The 15,130-nt window shown below is 69.7% G+C and carries 13 protein-coding genes; 10 read left to right on the top strand and 3 right to left on the bottom strand.

What is annotated here, in order from left to right:
* Positions 1 to 9: 9 nt before the first annotated feature.
* Together ubiB and N4G63_RS11650 are read right to left on the bottom strand one after the other, a co-directional pair.
* Positions 10 to 1,575: a ubiquinone biosynthesis regulatory protein kinase UbiB gene (ubiB, locus tag N4G63_RS11645; RefSeq protein WP_314599700.1), complete on the bottom strand. Its 1,566-nt coding sequence runs from the start codon at positions 1,573 to 1,575 to the stop codon at positions 10 to 12.
* A gap of 62 nt (positions 1,576 to 1,637) precedes the next feature.
* Complete coding sequence (locus tag N4G63_RS11650) at positions 1,638 to 2,156, bottom strand: SCP2 sterol-binding domain-containing protein (protein WP_260788574.1); 519 nt, start codon at positions 2,154 to 2,156, stop codon at positions 1,638 to 1,640.
* Between the two features lie 172 nt (positions 2,157 to 2,328).
* Here N4G63_RS11650 and N4G63_RS11655 point away from each other — a divergent pair, with 172 nt between their 5' ends.
* The 7 genes from N4G63_RS11655 to wecB all read left to right on the top strand — a co-directional run bounded on the left by N4G63_RS11655 (position 2,329) and on the right by wecB (position 10,853).
* Positions 2,329 to 3,720, top strand: a complete 1,392-nt coding sequence (locus tag N4G63_RS11655) for an undecaprenyl-phosphate glucose phosphotransferase (RefSeq protein ID WP_260788575.1) — start codon at positions 2,329 to 2,331, stop codon at positions 3,718 to 3,720.
* Positions 3,721 to 3,839: 119 nt separating this feature from the next.
* Positions 3,840 to 5,099 carry a porin family protein gene (locus tag N4G63_RS11660; RefSeq protein ID WP_260788576.1) on the top strand — a complete coding sequence of 420 codons (1,260 nt, stop codon included), beginning with the start codon at positions 3,840 to 3,842 and terminating at the stop codon, positions 5,097 to 5,099.
* Positions 5,100 to 5,119: 20 nt separating this feature from the next.
* Positions 5,120 to 6,139, top strand: a complete 1,020-nt coding sequence (galE, locus tag N4G63_RS11665; RefSeq protein WP_260788577.1) for a UDP-glucose 4-epimerase GalE — start codon at positions 5,120 to 5,122, stop codon at positions 6,137 to 6,139.
* Complete coding sequence (locus N4G63_RS11670; protein WP_314599701.1) at positions 6,136 to 7,587, top strand: mannose-1-phosphate guanylyltransferase/mannose-6-phosphate isomerase; 1,452 nt, start codon at positions 6,136 to 6,138, stop codon at positions 7,585 to 7,587. The genes galE and N4G63_RS11670 overlap by 4 nt, the downstream gene beginning before the upstream one ends.
* A gap of 135 nt (positions 7,588 to 7,722) precedes the next feature.
* Positions 7,723 to 8,790, top strand: a complete 1,068-nt coding sequence (gene rfbB / locus N4G63_RS11675; RefSeq protein ID WP_260788578.1) for a dTDP-glucose 4,6-dehydratase — start codon at positions 7,723 to 7,725, stop codon at positions 8,788 to 8,790.
* Between the two features lie 31 nt (positions 8,791 to 8,821).
* Entirely contained in the window at positions 8,822 to 9,703 is an 882-nt protein-coding gene (rfbA, locus tag N4G63_RS11680) for a glucose-1-phosphate thymidylyltransferase RfbA (RefSeq protein ID WP_260788579.1), read from the top strand.
* A gap of 28 nt (positions 9,704 to 9,731) precedes the next feature.
* Positions 9,732 to 10,853 carry a non-hydrolyzing UDP-N-acetylglucosamine 2-epimerase gene (gene wecB / locus N4G63_RS11685; RefSeq protein ID WP_260788580.1) on the top strand — a complete coding sequence of 374 codons (1,122 nt, stop codon included), beginning with the start codon at positions 9,732 to 9,734 and terminating at the stop codon, positions 10,851 to 10,853.
* 19 nt (positions 10,854 to 10,872) lie between these two features.
* On the opposite strand, the gene cysQ is transcribed toward wecB, so the two are convergent.
* Entirely contained in the window at positions 10,873 to 11,640 is a 768-nt protein-coding gene (cysQ, locus tag N4G63_RS11690) for a 3'(2'),5'-bisphosphate nucleotidase CysQ (RefSeq protein WP_260788581.1), read from the bottom strand.
* A gap of 158 nt (positions 11,641 to 11,798) precedes the next feature.
* Here cysQ and N4G63_RS11695 point away from each other — a divergent pair, with 158 nt between their 5' ends.
* From N4G63_RS11695 to ccoG, 3 genes are read left to right on the top strand one after another with little or no spacing between them, the layout of a single operon-like run.
* On the top strand, positions 11,799 to 12,245 hold the full coding sequence (locus N4G63_RS11695; RefSeq protein ID WP_260788582.1) for an Rrf2 family transcriptional regulator: 447 nt from the start codon (positions 11,799 to 11,801) through the stop codon (positions 12,243 to 12,245).
* 40 nt (positions 12,246 to 12,285) lie between these two features.
* Positions 12,286 to 13,569, top strand: a complete 1,284-nt coding sequence (locus tag N4G63_RS11700; protein ID WP_314599702.1) for an NnrS family protein — start codon at positions 12,286 to 12,288, stop codon at positions 13,567 to 13,569.
* A gap of 40 nt (positions 13,570 to 13,609) precedes the next feature.
* Complete coding sequence (ccoG, locus tag N4G63_RS11705) at positions 13,610 to 15,052, top strand: cytochrome c oxidase accessory protein CcoG (RefSeq protein ID WP_260788583.1); 1,443 nt, start codon at positions 13,610 to 13,612, stop codon at positions 15,050 to 15,052.
* The last annotated feature ends 78 nt before the right edge of the window (positions 15,053 to 15,130 follow it).

Raw genomic sequence — 15,130 nt, forward strand, 5'->3', positions numbered from 1 at the left:
TCAGCAGAATCAGTGCCAGCGCAGCAGCACCTGGGCCGCCAGCGCACCCGCCACGAAGCCGATGGCCCCGTACAGCAGCGCCTGCAGCAGCCGGTTGGTGCGCCGCTGCTCGGCCACCAGGGCCAGCAGCGCGGGATCGGGCTCGCGGCCACGCTGCAGCGCCTGGTGCATCAGGCGCGGCAGCTCGGGCAGCAGCTGGGCGTAGCGCGGCGCCTCGTTCTTGACCCGCTCCACCAGGGCCGGCCAGCCCACCTGGCGCTGCATCCAGGTTTCCAGGAAGGGCTTGGCGGTGTTCCACAGGTCGAGTTCGGGGTCGAGCTGGCGGCCCAGGCCCTCGATGTTGAGCAGGGTCTTCTGCAGCAGCACCAGCTGCGGCTGGATCTCGACGTTGAAGCGGCGCGAGGTCTGGAACAGGCGCATCAGCACCTGGCCCAGCGAGATGTCCTTCAGCGGCCGGTCGAAATGCGGCTCGCACACCGCACGGATGGCGCTTTCCAGCGCATCCACCCGGGTGTTGGGCGGCACCCAGCCGCTTTCCACATGCAGTTCGGCCACGCGCTTGTAGTCGCGGCGGAAGAAGGCCAGGAAGTTCTGCGCCAGGTATTCCTTGTCCCAGTCAGTCAGCGTGCCGACGATGCCGAAGTCGAGCGCGATGTAGCGCCCGAAGCTCTTCGGATCGATGCTGACCTGGATGTTGCCCGGGTGCATGTCGGCATGGAAGAAGCCGTCGCGGAAGACCTGGGTGAAGAAGATCGTGACGCCATCGCGCGCCAGCTTGCGGATGTCGACACCGGCCTCGCGCAGGCGGGCGATCTGGCTGATCTGCACGCCGTCCATGCGCTGCATCACCATCACGGTGGGGGTGCAGAAGTCCCACACCATCTCGGGCACCAGCACCAGGTCCAGGCCCTGCATGTTGCGGCGCAGCTGCGCGGCATTGGCGGCCTCGCGCACCAGGTCGAGCTCGTCGTGCAGGTAGGTGTCGAACTCGGCCACCACCTCCTTGGGCTTGAGCCGCTTGCCATCGGCCCAGACCCGCTCGACCACGCGGGCCAGCGAGTACAGCAGGCCGAGATCGTGCTCGATGACATCAAGCATGCCCGGGCGCAGCACCTTCACCGCCACCTCGCGGCCGGGCGAGCCGTCGGCATTGCGCAGCGTGGCGAAATGCACCTGGGCGATCGAGGCACTGGCCACCGGCGTGGTGTCGAACTGCGCAAACACCTCGTCGAGCCGGCGACCGAAGGCCTTCTCGATCAGCGCCACAGCCTGCGTGCCGGGAAACGGCGGCACCCTGTCCTGCAGCAGCGCCAGCTCGTCGGCGATGTCGGGCGGCATCAGGTCGCGCCGGGTGCTGAGCACCTGGCCGAACTTCACGAAGATCGGCCCCAGCCGCTCGAGCGCCATGCGCAGGCGCGCGCCACGCGGTGCATCGAGCCGGCGGCGGCGGCCGATGGTGGCCACCCGCACCAGCGCGCGCACCCAGCCCTGGCGAAAGCCCGACAGCGCCACCTGGTCCAGACCGAAGCGCAGCACGGTCAGGCCGATGTACGCCAGGCGAAAAAAATGCCCCATGAAACTGCGCTTTCAGCGACCCGCCGTCAGGCCGGCATCCGGGCGACGGCCAAGCGCGGCCGTCAACGCGACCGCATGCGGCCAGCCACCACGGCCGCGCCCTGCAGCGCGGCCTGCAGGCCACGCGCCAGCAGCGAGCCCAGGCGGTGAATCTCCTGCGCCGCCACCGGGCCGAACAGGCGCTGCAGATCGTCGGCGACATCCCAGCGCAGGTTCTTCAGCAGCCAGTCGACATCGGTGGCCAGCTGCGCATCGCCGTCGATGTCCAGCGCCGGCATGTTGCCGCCCACCACCTGCAGCGCCAGGGCGGCCGGGTTGGCGGCATCCAGGCGCACGCGCAGATCGGCGTCGACCGGCTCGCGACACCACTCCACCAGGCCGGCGGGCGTGATGCAAAAGGCCAGCGTGGGCGCCGGCTGCAGCAGGCGCGGCAGGTTCTCGAGCTCCAGCCGCAGCACCCGTCCCTGGTGGGCCAGCAGGCGCGCCAGGGCCTGGGGTTCGCGCGACAGGACATGGTTGACCACCAGGACCAGGCGCTCCATCAAGGCCGGTGCCAACAGGGCGTTGAGGTTGTGCAGCATTAGGGAGATTGTAGGCAAAGCACCGCCCACCTCAGGGACTGGCACCGGAACAGTCACGAATATCGACCAAAATGATCGGTTTAGGTCGCTGCACAATGCTGTGGCGGTCACCCACACAATAAAAGCAGGCGACCGACGCTCATTGGCAGACCGTCGCCCGAAAACTCCTCGGATGTTCGACTCAAGAAGCAATCGCAGTTTCAGTACCGCCCCGCCGTCGGTCACCAGCCTGATCGCCACCTTGCTCGAGCCGGCGATCACGGTGCTGGTCTACCTGGCGGCCATGGCCTGGGAGGGCGAGGAAGTTGGCCGCGCCGACCTGACGCTGTGCTTCCTGGTGATCGCCCTCACCTGGCCGGGCATCAACCGCTTCGGCGACCGGCTGTCGAATGCCGCGGTGGGCGTGCTCAGTTCGTGGATCACGCTGCTGGCCATCCTGGCGGCCTTTGGCTACGGCACGCGCAGCCTCGACTTCTTCGATCAGAACGTGCTGATGTTCTGGGCCGTGGTGACGCCGGTGCTGCAACTGCTGGCCGTGCGCAGCGGCTACCTGCTGCTGCGCCAGCAGTCGGCCCTGCCGCACAACCGGCGCCAGGCGGTGGTGATCGGCGCCGGCGCACTGGGCGTGAAGGTCGCGCGCTCGGTGCAATCGGCCGCGGTGCAGGGCATCGACGTGGTCGGCTTCTTCGATGACCGCACCCATGAGCGGGTGCATGCCGAGGTGGGCGAGCGCCGCGTCGGCTGCCTGAAGGACGCCGCCCCCTTCATCCGCGCCAACGGCGTGAAGGACGTCTACATCACGCTGCCGCTGGGCTCGCAGCCGCGCATCATCGAGCTGCTGCAGGAGCTGCAGGGCACCACGGCCTCGATCTATTTCGTGCCCGACGTGTTTGGCATCAGCATCATCCAGGGCCGGCTGCAGGACATCGGCGGCGTGCCGATGGTGGGCCTCACCGAGACCCCGTTCACCGGCACCAACCGGCTGATCAAGCGCATCAGCGACATCGTGCTGGCCTTGCTCATCCTGGTGCTGATCTCGCCGCTGATGGCCGCGGTGGCCATCGGCGTGAAGCTCAGCTCGCCCGGGCCGGCCGTGTTCAAGCAGCGCCGCAACGGCCTCGATGGCGAGGAGATCATCGTCTACAAGTTCCGCTCGATGCGGGCCATGGACAACGGCACCGTGGTCAAGCAGGCCACCAAGGGCGACCCGCGCATCACGCCCTTCGGCGCCTTCATCCGCCGCACCTCGCTGGACGAACTGCCGCAGTTCATCAACGTGCTGCAGGGGCGCATGAGCATCGTCGGCCCGCGCCCGCATGCGGTGGCCCACAACGAGATGTACCGCCAGCTGATCAAGGCCTACATGGTGCGCCACAAGGTCAAGCCGGGCATCACCGGCTGGGCACAGATCAACGGCCACCGCGGCGAGACCGACACGATCGAGAAGATGCAGGCGCGGGTCGAATACGACCTCGAGTACCTGCGCAACTGGTCGCTGGGCCTCGACCTGGTGATCATCCTGCGAACCATCAAGACCATCCGCGGCGAGAGCAATGCCTACTGAGCACCGCCAGGGCTGGACCAGGCCCAGCCCGCCCCCCGAGGGGGTCAAGAAAACTTGGGGCTGCCCGGCGTTTTCTTGAGCGCCCGCCACGCACGCGCCAACCCACCGGAATACCCCACATGAACCAAGCCAAAGCGGGCCCGCGTGCCCTGACCACGCTGGCGGCCCTGCTGCTGGCCGCCTTTGCCGGCAGCGCCGGGGCCGAGACCAGCCCCTGGTACCTGGGCGCCTCGCAGTCCTTCACGCACGACTCCAACCTGCTGCGCCGCAATGGCGCGGCCGACGTGCCGGCCGGCTACTCGATGGCCGACACCATTGCCAGCAGCGCGCTGCTGGGCGGGCTCGACCAGCGCTGGGGCCGCCAGCAGCTCAATGCCAGCGCCACGGTGCGCGCCAACCGCTTCCAGAACAACAGCGTCTACAACAACACCAGCTACAGCCTCAACGGCACGCTGGCCTGGGAGACGGTGAACCGGCTGTCGGGCACGCTGAAACTGGCCTCCAGCCAGAACCTGGCCAGCTTTGCCGACAGCAATGCGCAGGCGGTGCGCAATGTCGAGCGCGCCAACCAGATCGATGCGCTGGCGCGCCTGGGCAGCAGCACCCGCGCCACGCTGGAGGCCGGCTTGGGCTGGAAGAGCCGCGACTACAGCGCCGCGGCCTACGACGTGTACGAGCTGCGCCAGACCTACGGCAGCCTGGGCGTCAAGTGGCGCTCGAGCGATCTGCTGCAGCTCGGTGCCGCGCTGCGCCTGACGCAGGGCCGCTACCCGCACTTTCCGTCGGCCACGGTCAGCGGCGCCTACGACCCCGACGCCTTCCGCCGCCAGGACATCGACTTCACCGCGCTGTGGAAGCCCAGCGGCGCCAGCTCGCTGTCGGCGCGCATCAGCCCCACCCGCACCCGCTATGACCGCGAGACCTCGCGCGACTTCAGCAGCCTGACCGGCCAGATGCGCTGGGACTGGGCGGCCACCGGCAAGCTGCGGGTCAACAGCCGCCTGTGGCGCGACAACGGCCAGAGCGCCGACGTCTCGGGCCTCACGCTGATCGACAGCGGCCGCACCTCCAACAGCCTGTCGATGGGCGCCGACTACGCCTTCAGCGCCAAGCTGGGCTTCAACGCGTCGATCGAGCACACCCGGCGCGAGCTGACCCGCACCCGCTCGATCCCGGCGCTCGGCATCAACGACGGCGGCCTCAGCGTTGACGATCGCACGACCAGCCTCGCCCTCGGTGCACGCTGGTCACCCCTGCGCGCCATGATGCTGGGCTGCGATCTGGGCCGCGAGCAGCGCTCGGGGCCGGCCAACACCGGCCTCACCCGGCCCTACAGCGCCAACACGGTCAGCTGCTACGGCCAGTTCACCCTCCAGTAACAAACGCCCAGGCCCACCGCATGCCCCGCATCCTGCTCACCGGCGCCACCGGCTACATCGCCAGCCACACCTGGCTGGCGCTGCAAGCCGCCGGCTTCGAGGTCATTGGCGTCGACGATTTCTCCAACAGCTCGCCCGAGGTGCTGCCCCGGCTGCAGGCCCTGTCGGGCCAGGCACCGCAGTTCGAGCGCGCCAGCGTCTGCGACGCCGCGGCGATGGCGGCGATCTTTGACCGCCACCGGCCCGATGCGGTGGTGCACTTCGCGGCCTACAAGGCGGTGGGCGAATCCACCGCCAAGCCGCTCGAGTACTACGACAACAACCTCGGCGGCCTGGTCACCACCTGTCAGGCCATGCGCGCCCATGGCTGCCGGCGCCTGGTGTTCTCGAGCAGCGCCACGGTGTATGGCGATCCGGCCAGCCTGCCGATCCGCGAAGACTTTCCGCTGTCGGCCACCAGCCCCTACGGTCAGACCAAGCTGATCGGCGAGACCATCCTGCGCGACCTGGGCGCAGCGCAAGCCGATTGGCAGACCGCCTGCCTGCGCTACTTCAACCCGGTGGGCGCGCATGAGTCGGGCCAGATCGGCGAAGACCCGCGCGGCACGCCCAACAACCTGATGCCCTATGTGGCCCAGGTGGCCGTGGGCCGCCGCGCCCGGCTCAGCGTGTTCGGCAACGACTACGCCACGCCCGACGGCACCGGCGTGCGCGACTACATCCATGTGGTCGATCTGGCCGAAGGCCATGTGGCGGCGCTGCAGCGCCTGTTGGCCCAGCCCGGCTCGATCACCGTGAACCTGGGCACCGGCCGCGGCTACAGCGTGCTGGAGCTGGTGGCGGCCTATGCCAAGGCCAGCGGCCGCGAGATCGGCTACGACATCGTGGCGCGCCGCCCGGGCGATGTGGCCGCCTGCTACGCCGACCCGTCGCTGGCACGGCAGCTGCTGGGCTGGCAGGCCCGCCACGACCTGGACCGCATGTGCGCCGACAGCTGGCGCTGGCAGACGATGAACCCCCAAGGCTACGCAAAAGCATGAGCATTCAAGTTCAACCCGTGATCATGGCCGGCGGCTCCGGCACCCGGCTGTGGCCGCTGTCGCGCGCCGGCTTTCCCAAGCAGTTTCTGGTGCTCTCGGGCGATCCCGAGGACCGCATGAGCCTGTTCCAGCACGCCGCGCAGCGGCTGCAGGGCCTGGCCACCGAGGGCATGGCCGTGGCGCCCACGCTGGTGGTGGGCAATGACGAGCACCGCTTCCTGGTGCTGGACCAGCTGCGCGAGCTCAAGGCCGAGCCCAGCGCCGTGCTGCTCGAGCCGGTGGGCCGCAACACCGCGCCGGCCGTCACGCTGGCCGCGCTGCAGGCGGCCCAGGGCGGTGCCGACCCGGTGCTGGTGATCACCTCGGCCGACCAGACCATTGCCGACACCGCCGCCTTCACCGCGGCCGTGCGCAAGGCGGTGACGGCCGCCGACCAGGGCGCCATCGTCATCCTGGGCATCACGCCCGACAAGCCCGAGACCGGCTACGGCTACATCCAGGCCGAGGCCGGCACCAGCGCCGTGGCGGTGGTGCAGCGCTTCGTCGAGAAGCCCGATCTGGCCACGGCCGAGCGCTACCTGGCCGAGGGCGGCTACTACTGGAACGCCGGCATGTTCGTGCTGAAGGCCTCGGTGTGGCTGAAGGCGCTGACCCAGTTCCGCCCCGACATCGCCAGCGCCACGCAGGCCGCCTGGGACGCGCGCAGCACCGATGCCAGGTTCGTGCGCCCCGGCAAGAGCGAGTTCGCCGCCGTGCCCAGCGAATCGGTCGACTACGCGGTGATGGAGCAGTGCCCCGGCAGTGCCTACGACATCCGCATGGTGGCGCTCGACGCCGGCTGGAACGACCTCGGCGCCTGGGAGGCCGTGTGGCAGGTGGCCCCCAAGGACGCCCATGGCAATGCCAGCGTGGGTGACGCGATCGTCAAGGATTCGAAGAACACGCTGGTGCATGCCACCAGCCGCCTGGTCAGCGCCGTGGGCCTGCAGGACGTGATCGTGGTCGAGACGCCCGACGCCGTCCTGGTGGCCGACCGCTCGCGCAGCCAGGAGGTCAAGCAGATCGTCAACCAGCTGGGCGCCGAGCAGCGCGGCGAGCAGGTGCTGCACCGCAAGGTGCACCGCCCCTGGGGCTGGTACGACAGCATCGACAACGGCCCGCGCCACCAGGTCAAGCGCATCATGGTCAAGCCAGGCGCGAGCTTGAGCCTGCAGATGCACCACCACCGCGCCGAGCACTGGATCGTGGTCAACGGCACGGCCGAGATCACCAATGGCGACAAGGTGCTGCTGCTGACCGAGAACCAGAGCACCTACATCCCGCTCGGCCAGACCCACCGCCTGGCCAACCCCGGCAAGGTGCCGCTCGAGATCATCGAGGTGCAGTCGGGCAGCTACCTGGGCGAGGACGACATCGTGCGTTTCGAAGACACCTACGGCCGAAGCTGACCCACCCCCGAAGCGCCTGCGGCGCTTGCCCCGCAAGGGGCGCCGCCAGTGGCCGGGCCAAGCCCGCTCCGCGGCGGCTGCCGGGTTGGCAGCGGCTCACCCACTGCTCACAGATTTCGTTTTGCGGAGTTCAGCATGACCATCCTCGTCACCGGCGGCGCCGGCTTCATCGGCAGCAACTTCGTGCTCGACTGGCTGGCCGATGCCAGCGCCGAGCCGGTCGTCAACCTCGACGCCCTCACCTACGCCGGCAACCGCGCCAACCTGGCCCCGCTGGCCGGCGATGCGCGCCATGTCTTCGTGCATGGCGACATCGGCGACCGCGCACTGATCGACCAGCTGCTGGCCACGCACCAGCCGCGCGCTGTTCTGCACTTCGCGGCCGAGAGCCATGTCGACCGCAGCATCCACGGCCCCGGCGCGTTCATGAAGACCAATGTGGATGGCACCTTCACGCTGCTGGAAGCCGCACGCGCCCACTGGGGCGCACTGCCGGCCGAGGCCAAGGCCGCGTTCCGCTTCCACCATGTGTCGACCGACGAGGTCTACGGCAGCCTGAAGCCCACCGACCCGCCGTTCACCGAAACCAACCCCTACGAGCCCAACAGCCCCTACAGCGCCAGCAAGGCCGCCAGCGACCACCTGGTGCGTGCCTGGCACCACACCTACGGCCTGCCGGTGCTCACCACCAACTGCAGCAACAACTACGGGCCGCTGCATTTTCCCGAGAAGCTGATCCCGCTGATGATCGTCAACGCGCTGGCGGGCAAGCCGCTGCCGGTGTATGGCGACGGCCAGCAGATCCGCGACTGGCTGTACGTCAAGGACCACTGCTCGGGCATTCGCGCCGTGCTGGCCGGCGGCCGCCTGGGCGAGACCTACAACATCGGCGGCTGGAACGAGATGGCCAACATCGACATCGTGAAGACGGTGTGCGCCCTGCTCGACGAAATGAAGCCCGACCCCGCCGGCCAGTACGAGCGCCTGATCACCTACGTGACCGACCGCCCCGGCCACGACCGCCGCTACGCCATCGACGCCCGCAAGATCGAGCGCGAACTGGGCTGGCGCCCGGCCGAGACCTTTGCCACCGGCATCCGCAAGACGGTGCAGTGGTACCTCGACAACGCCGACTGGGTGCACGGCGTGCAGAGCGGCAGCTACCGCGACTGGGTGTCGCAGCAGTACGGCGCGACACGCTGAGATTCGACACAACGCACAGGGAGTACCGACCATGCAACGCAAGGGCATCATCCTGGCCGGAGGCTCCGGCACCCGGCTGCATCCGGCCACGCTGGCCATCAGCAAGCAGCTGCTGCCGGTGTACGACAAGCCGATGGTCTACTACCCGCTGAGCACGCTGATGCTGGCGGGCATCCGCGACATCCTGATCATCAGCACGCCGCAGGACACGCCGCGCTTCGAGGCCCTGCTGGGCGACGGCAGCCGCTGGGGCCTGAACCTCAGCTACTGCGTGCAGCCCAGCCCCGATGGCCTGGCACAGGCCTTCATCCTGGGCAAGCAGTTCGTCAACGGCCAGCCCAGCGCGCTGGTGCTGGGCGACAACATCTTCTACGGCCACGATTTCCAGAGCCTGCTGCAGCGCGCCAACCAGCGCAGCACCGGTGCCAGCGTGTTTGCCTACCATGTCACCGACCCTGAGCGTTATGGCGTGGTCGAGTTCGATGCCGACAAGCATGCGCTGAGCATCGAAGAAAAGCCCAAGGCACCCAAGAGCAACTACGCCGTCACCGGCCTGTACTTCTACGACGCCCAGGTGTGCGACATCGCCGCGTCGATCCAGCCCAGCGCGCGTGGCGAGCTCGAGATCACCACGGTCAACGCCACCTACCTGCAGCAAAGCCAGCTCGAGGTCGAGATCATGGGCCGCGGCTATGCCTGGCTCGATACCGGCACGCACGACAGCCTGCTGGAGGCCGGCCAGTTCATCGCCACGCTCGAGAAGCGCCAGGGCCTGAAGGTGGCCTGCCCCGAGGAGATCGCCTACCGCTCGGGCTGGATCACCGCCGAGCAGCTCGAGAAGCTGGCCGCGCCGCTGGCCAAGAACGGCTACGGCCAGTACCTGCAGGGCCTGCTGCGCGACAAGGCCTTCTGAATCGCCCGCCGCCGCCGATAAGCAGACCATGACCGCCGCCACCCGCCGCCCCTGCGTCCACCTCGTTGCGGGCGCGCGCCCCAATTTCATGAAGATCGCGCCGATGGTGCGCGCGCTGCAGGCCGATGGCCGGCTGGCCTGGAAGATCGTGCACACCGGCCAGCACTTCGACCGCAACATGAGCGACGTGTTCTTCGAGGAGCTGGGCATTCCGGTGCCCGATGTGCACTTCAACTGCGGCGGCGGCACGCATGCCTCGCAAACAGCGCGCATCATGGAAGCCTTCGAGAAGCACTGCGCGGAAGACCGCCCCGATGCCGTGGTGGTGGTGGGCGACGTCAATTCGACGCTGGCCTGCGCCATCGTGGCCAAGAAGGCCGGCATCCCGGTGGCCCATGTGGAAGCCGGCCTGCGCAGCGGCGACATGGCCATGCCCGAAGAGATCAACCGCCTGGTCACCGATTCGATCAGCGACTGGTTCTTCGTCACCGAGCCCAGTGGCGTGGCCCACCTGCAGCGTGAAGGCCAGCCCGACGCGCGCATCTTCCACGTCGGCCATGTGATGGTCGACAACGTGATGTACCAGGCGCGCCAGATCGAGGGCCTGGACCGCAGCGGCTACGAAACCCAGGCCATCAAGCAGCAGCTGGGCGGGCGCTACGGCGTGGTCACCCTGCACCGGCCGTCGAATGTGGACGACCTGGCCGTGCTGGGCCCGATTGCCGGCGCGCTCAAGGCCGTGTCGCAGCAGCTGCCGCTGGTGTTTCCGGTGCACCCGCGCACCCGCGGCAACCTCGAGAAGCTGGGCTTCGACCTGGGGCCCCACATCCACCTGATGGCGCCGCAGCCCTACATGAGCTTTCTGAACCTGTGGAAGGACGCCACGGTGGTGCTCACCGATTCCGGCGGCCTGCAGGAAGAAACCACCGCGCTGGGCGTGCCCTGCATCACCCTGCGCGAGAACACCGAGCGCCCGGTGACGGTGGACGAAGGCACCAATGTGCTGGTGGGCATCTCGCCCGAGAAGATCGTGGCCGCTGCCACCGAGGTCATCCAGGGCCGCGGCAAGCAGGGTCGGCGACCGCACCTGTGGGACGGCGACGCCGCCGTGCGCATCGCCAGTGATCTGGCGCGGCTGCTGGGGGCCTGAGCGCCCCCAGGGCGGGCGCTCAGCCCAGCCCCTGCGCCACGAAGTGCGGGTTCTCGAAGCCCGGCTTGCCGTAGGCCAGCGCGGGGCCGTCGAGCGTGCACACGCGTCCGCCGGCAGCAGCCAGCACCGCATGGCCGGCGGCGATGTCCCATTCCATCGTGCGGCCAAAGCGCGGGTAGAGATCGGCCCGGCCTTCGGCGATCAGGCACAGCTTGAGCGACGAGCCGGCCTCGACCACCTCGGCCACCGGCCGGCCGGCCAGGAAGGCCTGCAGCGCCGCAGCGTCGCCGTGCGAGCGGCTGCCCAGCACGCTGAGGCCTGCGCCCGGCACGCCGCGGCAGCCGATGGCGCGGCGGCCCTGCGCGTCGTCCACCCAGGCGCCCTGCCCCTGCACGCCGCTCCACAGCCGGCCGCGCCCCGCATCGAGCGCCGGTGCCAGCACCACGCCCAGCACAGGCCGGCCCTGCTCGATCAGCGCGATGTTCACCGTGAACTCGCCATTGCGTGCCACGAACTCGCGCGTGCCGTCGAGCGGATCCACCAGCCAGAAGCGCCCGCCGCCGGCCGCCAGATCGGGCACATCGCCGGCGGCCACGGCCTCCTCGGCCACGATGGGGATCGCTGGCGCCAAGGCACGCAGGCCCTGCACGATCACCGCCTCGGCCTGCTGATCGGCCAGCGTCACCGGTGAATCGTCGGCCTTGCCGTGCACCGCAAACGGTGTGGCGTAGATGGCCATCACCACCCGGCCAGCCTCCCGGGCCAGGGCTTCCAGCGGGGCGAGCATCGTGTGCGGTTCCATCATCGGCCCATGGTATCGGGACTGGCCGTTCGTTGGCACCGGCCCCGTCAGGCCGGCCTCGCGCACCGCGGTCAGCGCCGCCAGAAGGTTCATTTGAAATATTGCTTTAGATGCGTTGTGCACCTAACATAGGTGCATTCACGATGCACCTTATCGACATGCGCCTGACCAGCTTCACCGACTACAGCCTGCGCGTGCTGATCTACCTGGCTGCGCAGCCCGAACGGCGCGCCACCATTGCCGAGATTGCCGCGGCCTACGCCATCAGCGAGAACCACCTGACCAAGGTGGTGCACTTCCTGGGCCGGCAGGGCTGGGTGGCCACGGTGCGCGGCAAGGGTGGCGGCATGGGCCTGGCCGTGCCGGCCGCGCAGATTGGCGTGGGCGCGGTGGTGCGTGCGGCCGAGGGCGACGACCTGCCGGCCGAGTGCTTCGACCGCGAAAACAACACCTGCACCATCGTGCGCGTGTGCCGCCTGCAGCGTGTGCTGCGCGACGCCACGCAGGCCTTTCACCGCGTGCTCGATGGCTTCACGCTGGCCGATCTGGTGGCCCAGCCCAAGGCCCTGACCGCCCTGCTGTACCGCTGACGCGCGCCCACTCCCCCTTGCCCCTGGAGGCCCCATCCCCATGGCCACGCTGATCCCCCTTGCCGAGCCCGTGCTGCACGCCCCCCGCCGCCCACCCGGCGACCTGCCCGGCAGCCCATCCGGCAGTGCCCCCGGGGCCCCGGCCGGCTTTGCCCTGTGGGCGCTGGGCTTTCGCCCGTTCTACCTGGCCGCGGCGCTGCTGGCCGCCATCAGCGTGCCGCTGTGGGCCCTGCAGGTGACCGGCTGGCTGGGCGGCGCCTACCTGCGCGGGCCGGTGTGGCATGCGCACGAGATGCTGTTCGGCTTTGCGCTGGCGGTGGTCACCGGTTTTCTGTTCACGGCCGGCCAGAACTGGAGCGGCCAGCCCACACCCAGGGGGCGCCAGCTGATGGCCCTGGCCGCGCTGTGGCTGGCCGCCCGCGTGCTGGTGCTGACGCCCTGGGCACTGGCCGCGGCGCTGGCCAACGTGGCCTTTCCGCTGGCGGCGGCCTGGGGCCTGGGCCGCGCGCTGTGGGCCGGCGGCAACCGGCGCAACTACTTCTTCGTGGCGCTGCTGGCGCTGTTCAGCGTGGCGGCCGGCCTGGTGCATGCGGTGCAGCTGGGCTGGCTGGCGGCACCGGGCGCGGCCTGGCAGCACACCGGCCTGCAGGCCGGGCTGGATGTGATGCTGCTGATCATGGCCGTGATGGCCGGCCGCGTGGTGCCGATGTTCACCAACAACGGCGTGCCCGGTGCCCATGCGCGGCGCGTGCCCTGGGTCGAGCAGGCGGCCATCGCCACGCCGCTGCTGCTGCTGGCGCTGGAACTGGGCCTGGCCCTGCTGCCGGCCGGCGCGCCGGCCCTGCGTGCGCTGCTGGGCATGGCGGCACTGGCCGCTGCCCTGGTGCATGCGCAGCGCCTGTGGCTGTGGCAGCCCTGGGCCGCGCGGGCCAACCCGCTGGTGTGGGTGCTGCACGCGGCCTATGCCTTCATCCCGCTGCACCTGCTGCTGCGCGCGCTGGCGGCGGCCGGCTGGCTGGCGCCGGGCGCGGCCACGCATGCGCTGACGGTGGGCGCCATCGGCACGCTGTGCCTGGGCATGATGACCCGCACCGCCCGCGGCCACACCGGCCGCCCGCTGCGCGCCGACCGCGCCGACCTGGCCTGCTACGCGCTGGTCATCGGCGCGGCACTGCTGCGCGTGCTGCTGCCGCTGGCCTGGCCCGCCGCCTACGGCGCGGCCATGCTGGCCTCGGCCCTGCTGTGGAGCGCGGCGTTCGGCCTGTATGCCCTGCACTACGGCCCCTGGCTGTGCCGCAGCCGCGCCGACGGGCGCCCGGGCTGATGGCCGCCCGCGCCACGCCTCATCCGCCACGCAGGCTCGCATGACGCCCAAGCCGATCCCGATCCATCCGCTGCCCGTGCCCGCCCCGGCGGCAGCCGAGCCTGCGCTGGTGTCGATGTACGAGGCCCAGGCCAGGATCTACCCGCGCGCCGTCACCGGCTGGTTCAACCGCTGGCGCTGGGCGCTGGTGTGGCTGACGCAGATCGTCTTCTACGGCCTGCCCTGGGCGCGCTGGAACGGCCGGCCGCTGATGCTGTTCGATCTGGAAGCGCGGCGCTTCGATGTGCTGGGCCTGGTGCTGCACCCGCAGGATTTCATCTACCTCACCGCCCTGCTGGTGATCAGCGCACTGGCGCTGTTCTTCTTCACCGCGGTGGCCGGGCGGCTGTGGTGCGGCTACGCCTGCCCGCAGACGGTGTACACCGAGATCTTCATGTGGGTGGAGCATCGCATCGAGGGCGACCGCCTGGCCCGCATGCGGCTGGACAAGCAGCCCTGGAACCTGCACAAGATCGGCCGCAAGGGCGCCAAACACGCAGTGTGGGCGGCCATCGGTCTGTACACCGGCTTCAGCTTCGTGGGCTACTTCGTGCCGATCCGCACGCTGGCGCTCGAGCTGGCCACGTTCAGCATCTCGCCGTGGTCGCTGTTCTGGGTGCTGTTCTACGGTGCGGCCACCTATGGCAACGCCGGCTTCATGCGCGAGCAGATCTGCAAGTACATGTGCCCCTATGCGCGGTTTCAGAGCGCGATGATCGACGCCGACTCGATGATCATCACCTACGACAGCGCCCGCGGCGATCCACGCGGCTCGCGCAAGCGCCACACCAATGCCCGCGCGCAGGGCCTGGGCGACTGCGTGGACTGCACCCTGTGCGTGCAGGTGTGCCCCACCGGCATCGACATCCGCCACGGCCTGCAGAACGAATGCATCGGCTGCGCCGCCTGCATCGACGTGTGCAACCAGGTGATGGACAAGATGGGCAGCCCGCATGGCCTGATCCGCTACGCCACCGAGAACGGCGTGGCGCAACAGCTCAGCCGCGGCCAGATGCTGCGCCGCACGCTGCGCCCGCGCGTGCTGGTGTACGGCGCCATCCTGCTGGTGGTGGCCGGCGCCTTTGTGGCCAGTCTGGCGCTGCGCAGCCCGTTCCGGGTGGAGGTGCTGAAAGACCGCAGCACCCTGGCCCGCCTGGTGGACGAAGGCGCAGTGGAGAACACCTACCGCCTGAGCATCAGCAACGGCAGCCACCAGCCGCAGCGCTACCGGCTGGCGGCCAGCGGCCTGACCGGCCTGGTGCTGAGCCCGGCCGGCACGCTGGAGGTGCCGGCCGGGCAGACCCAGGCCCTCACCGTGCACCTCACGCTGCCGCAGGCGGCCACCACCGGGCTGCGCGGCCAGAGCCACCCGATCCGCTTCGACATCCAGGATGCCGGCGGCGCGCAGGTGCACGAGCGCTCGGTGTTCTTCGTGCCGCGCTGACCCCGCGCGCCGCGCCGCTCGCCCGCCCTGGCGATGCGGGCGTGTGAAGCGCGCGACACCGCCGGCCGCCCGCGCCGC

This window comes from Aquabacterium sp. OR-4, assembly GCF_025290835.2.
In the GTDB taxonomy this organism is placed as follows: domain Bacteria; phylum Pseudomonadota; class Gammaproteobacteria; order Burkholderiales; family Burkholderiaceae_C; genus Pseudaquabacterium.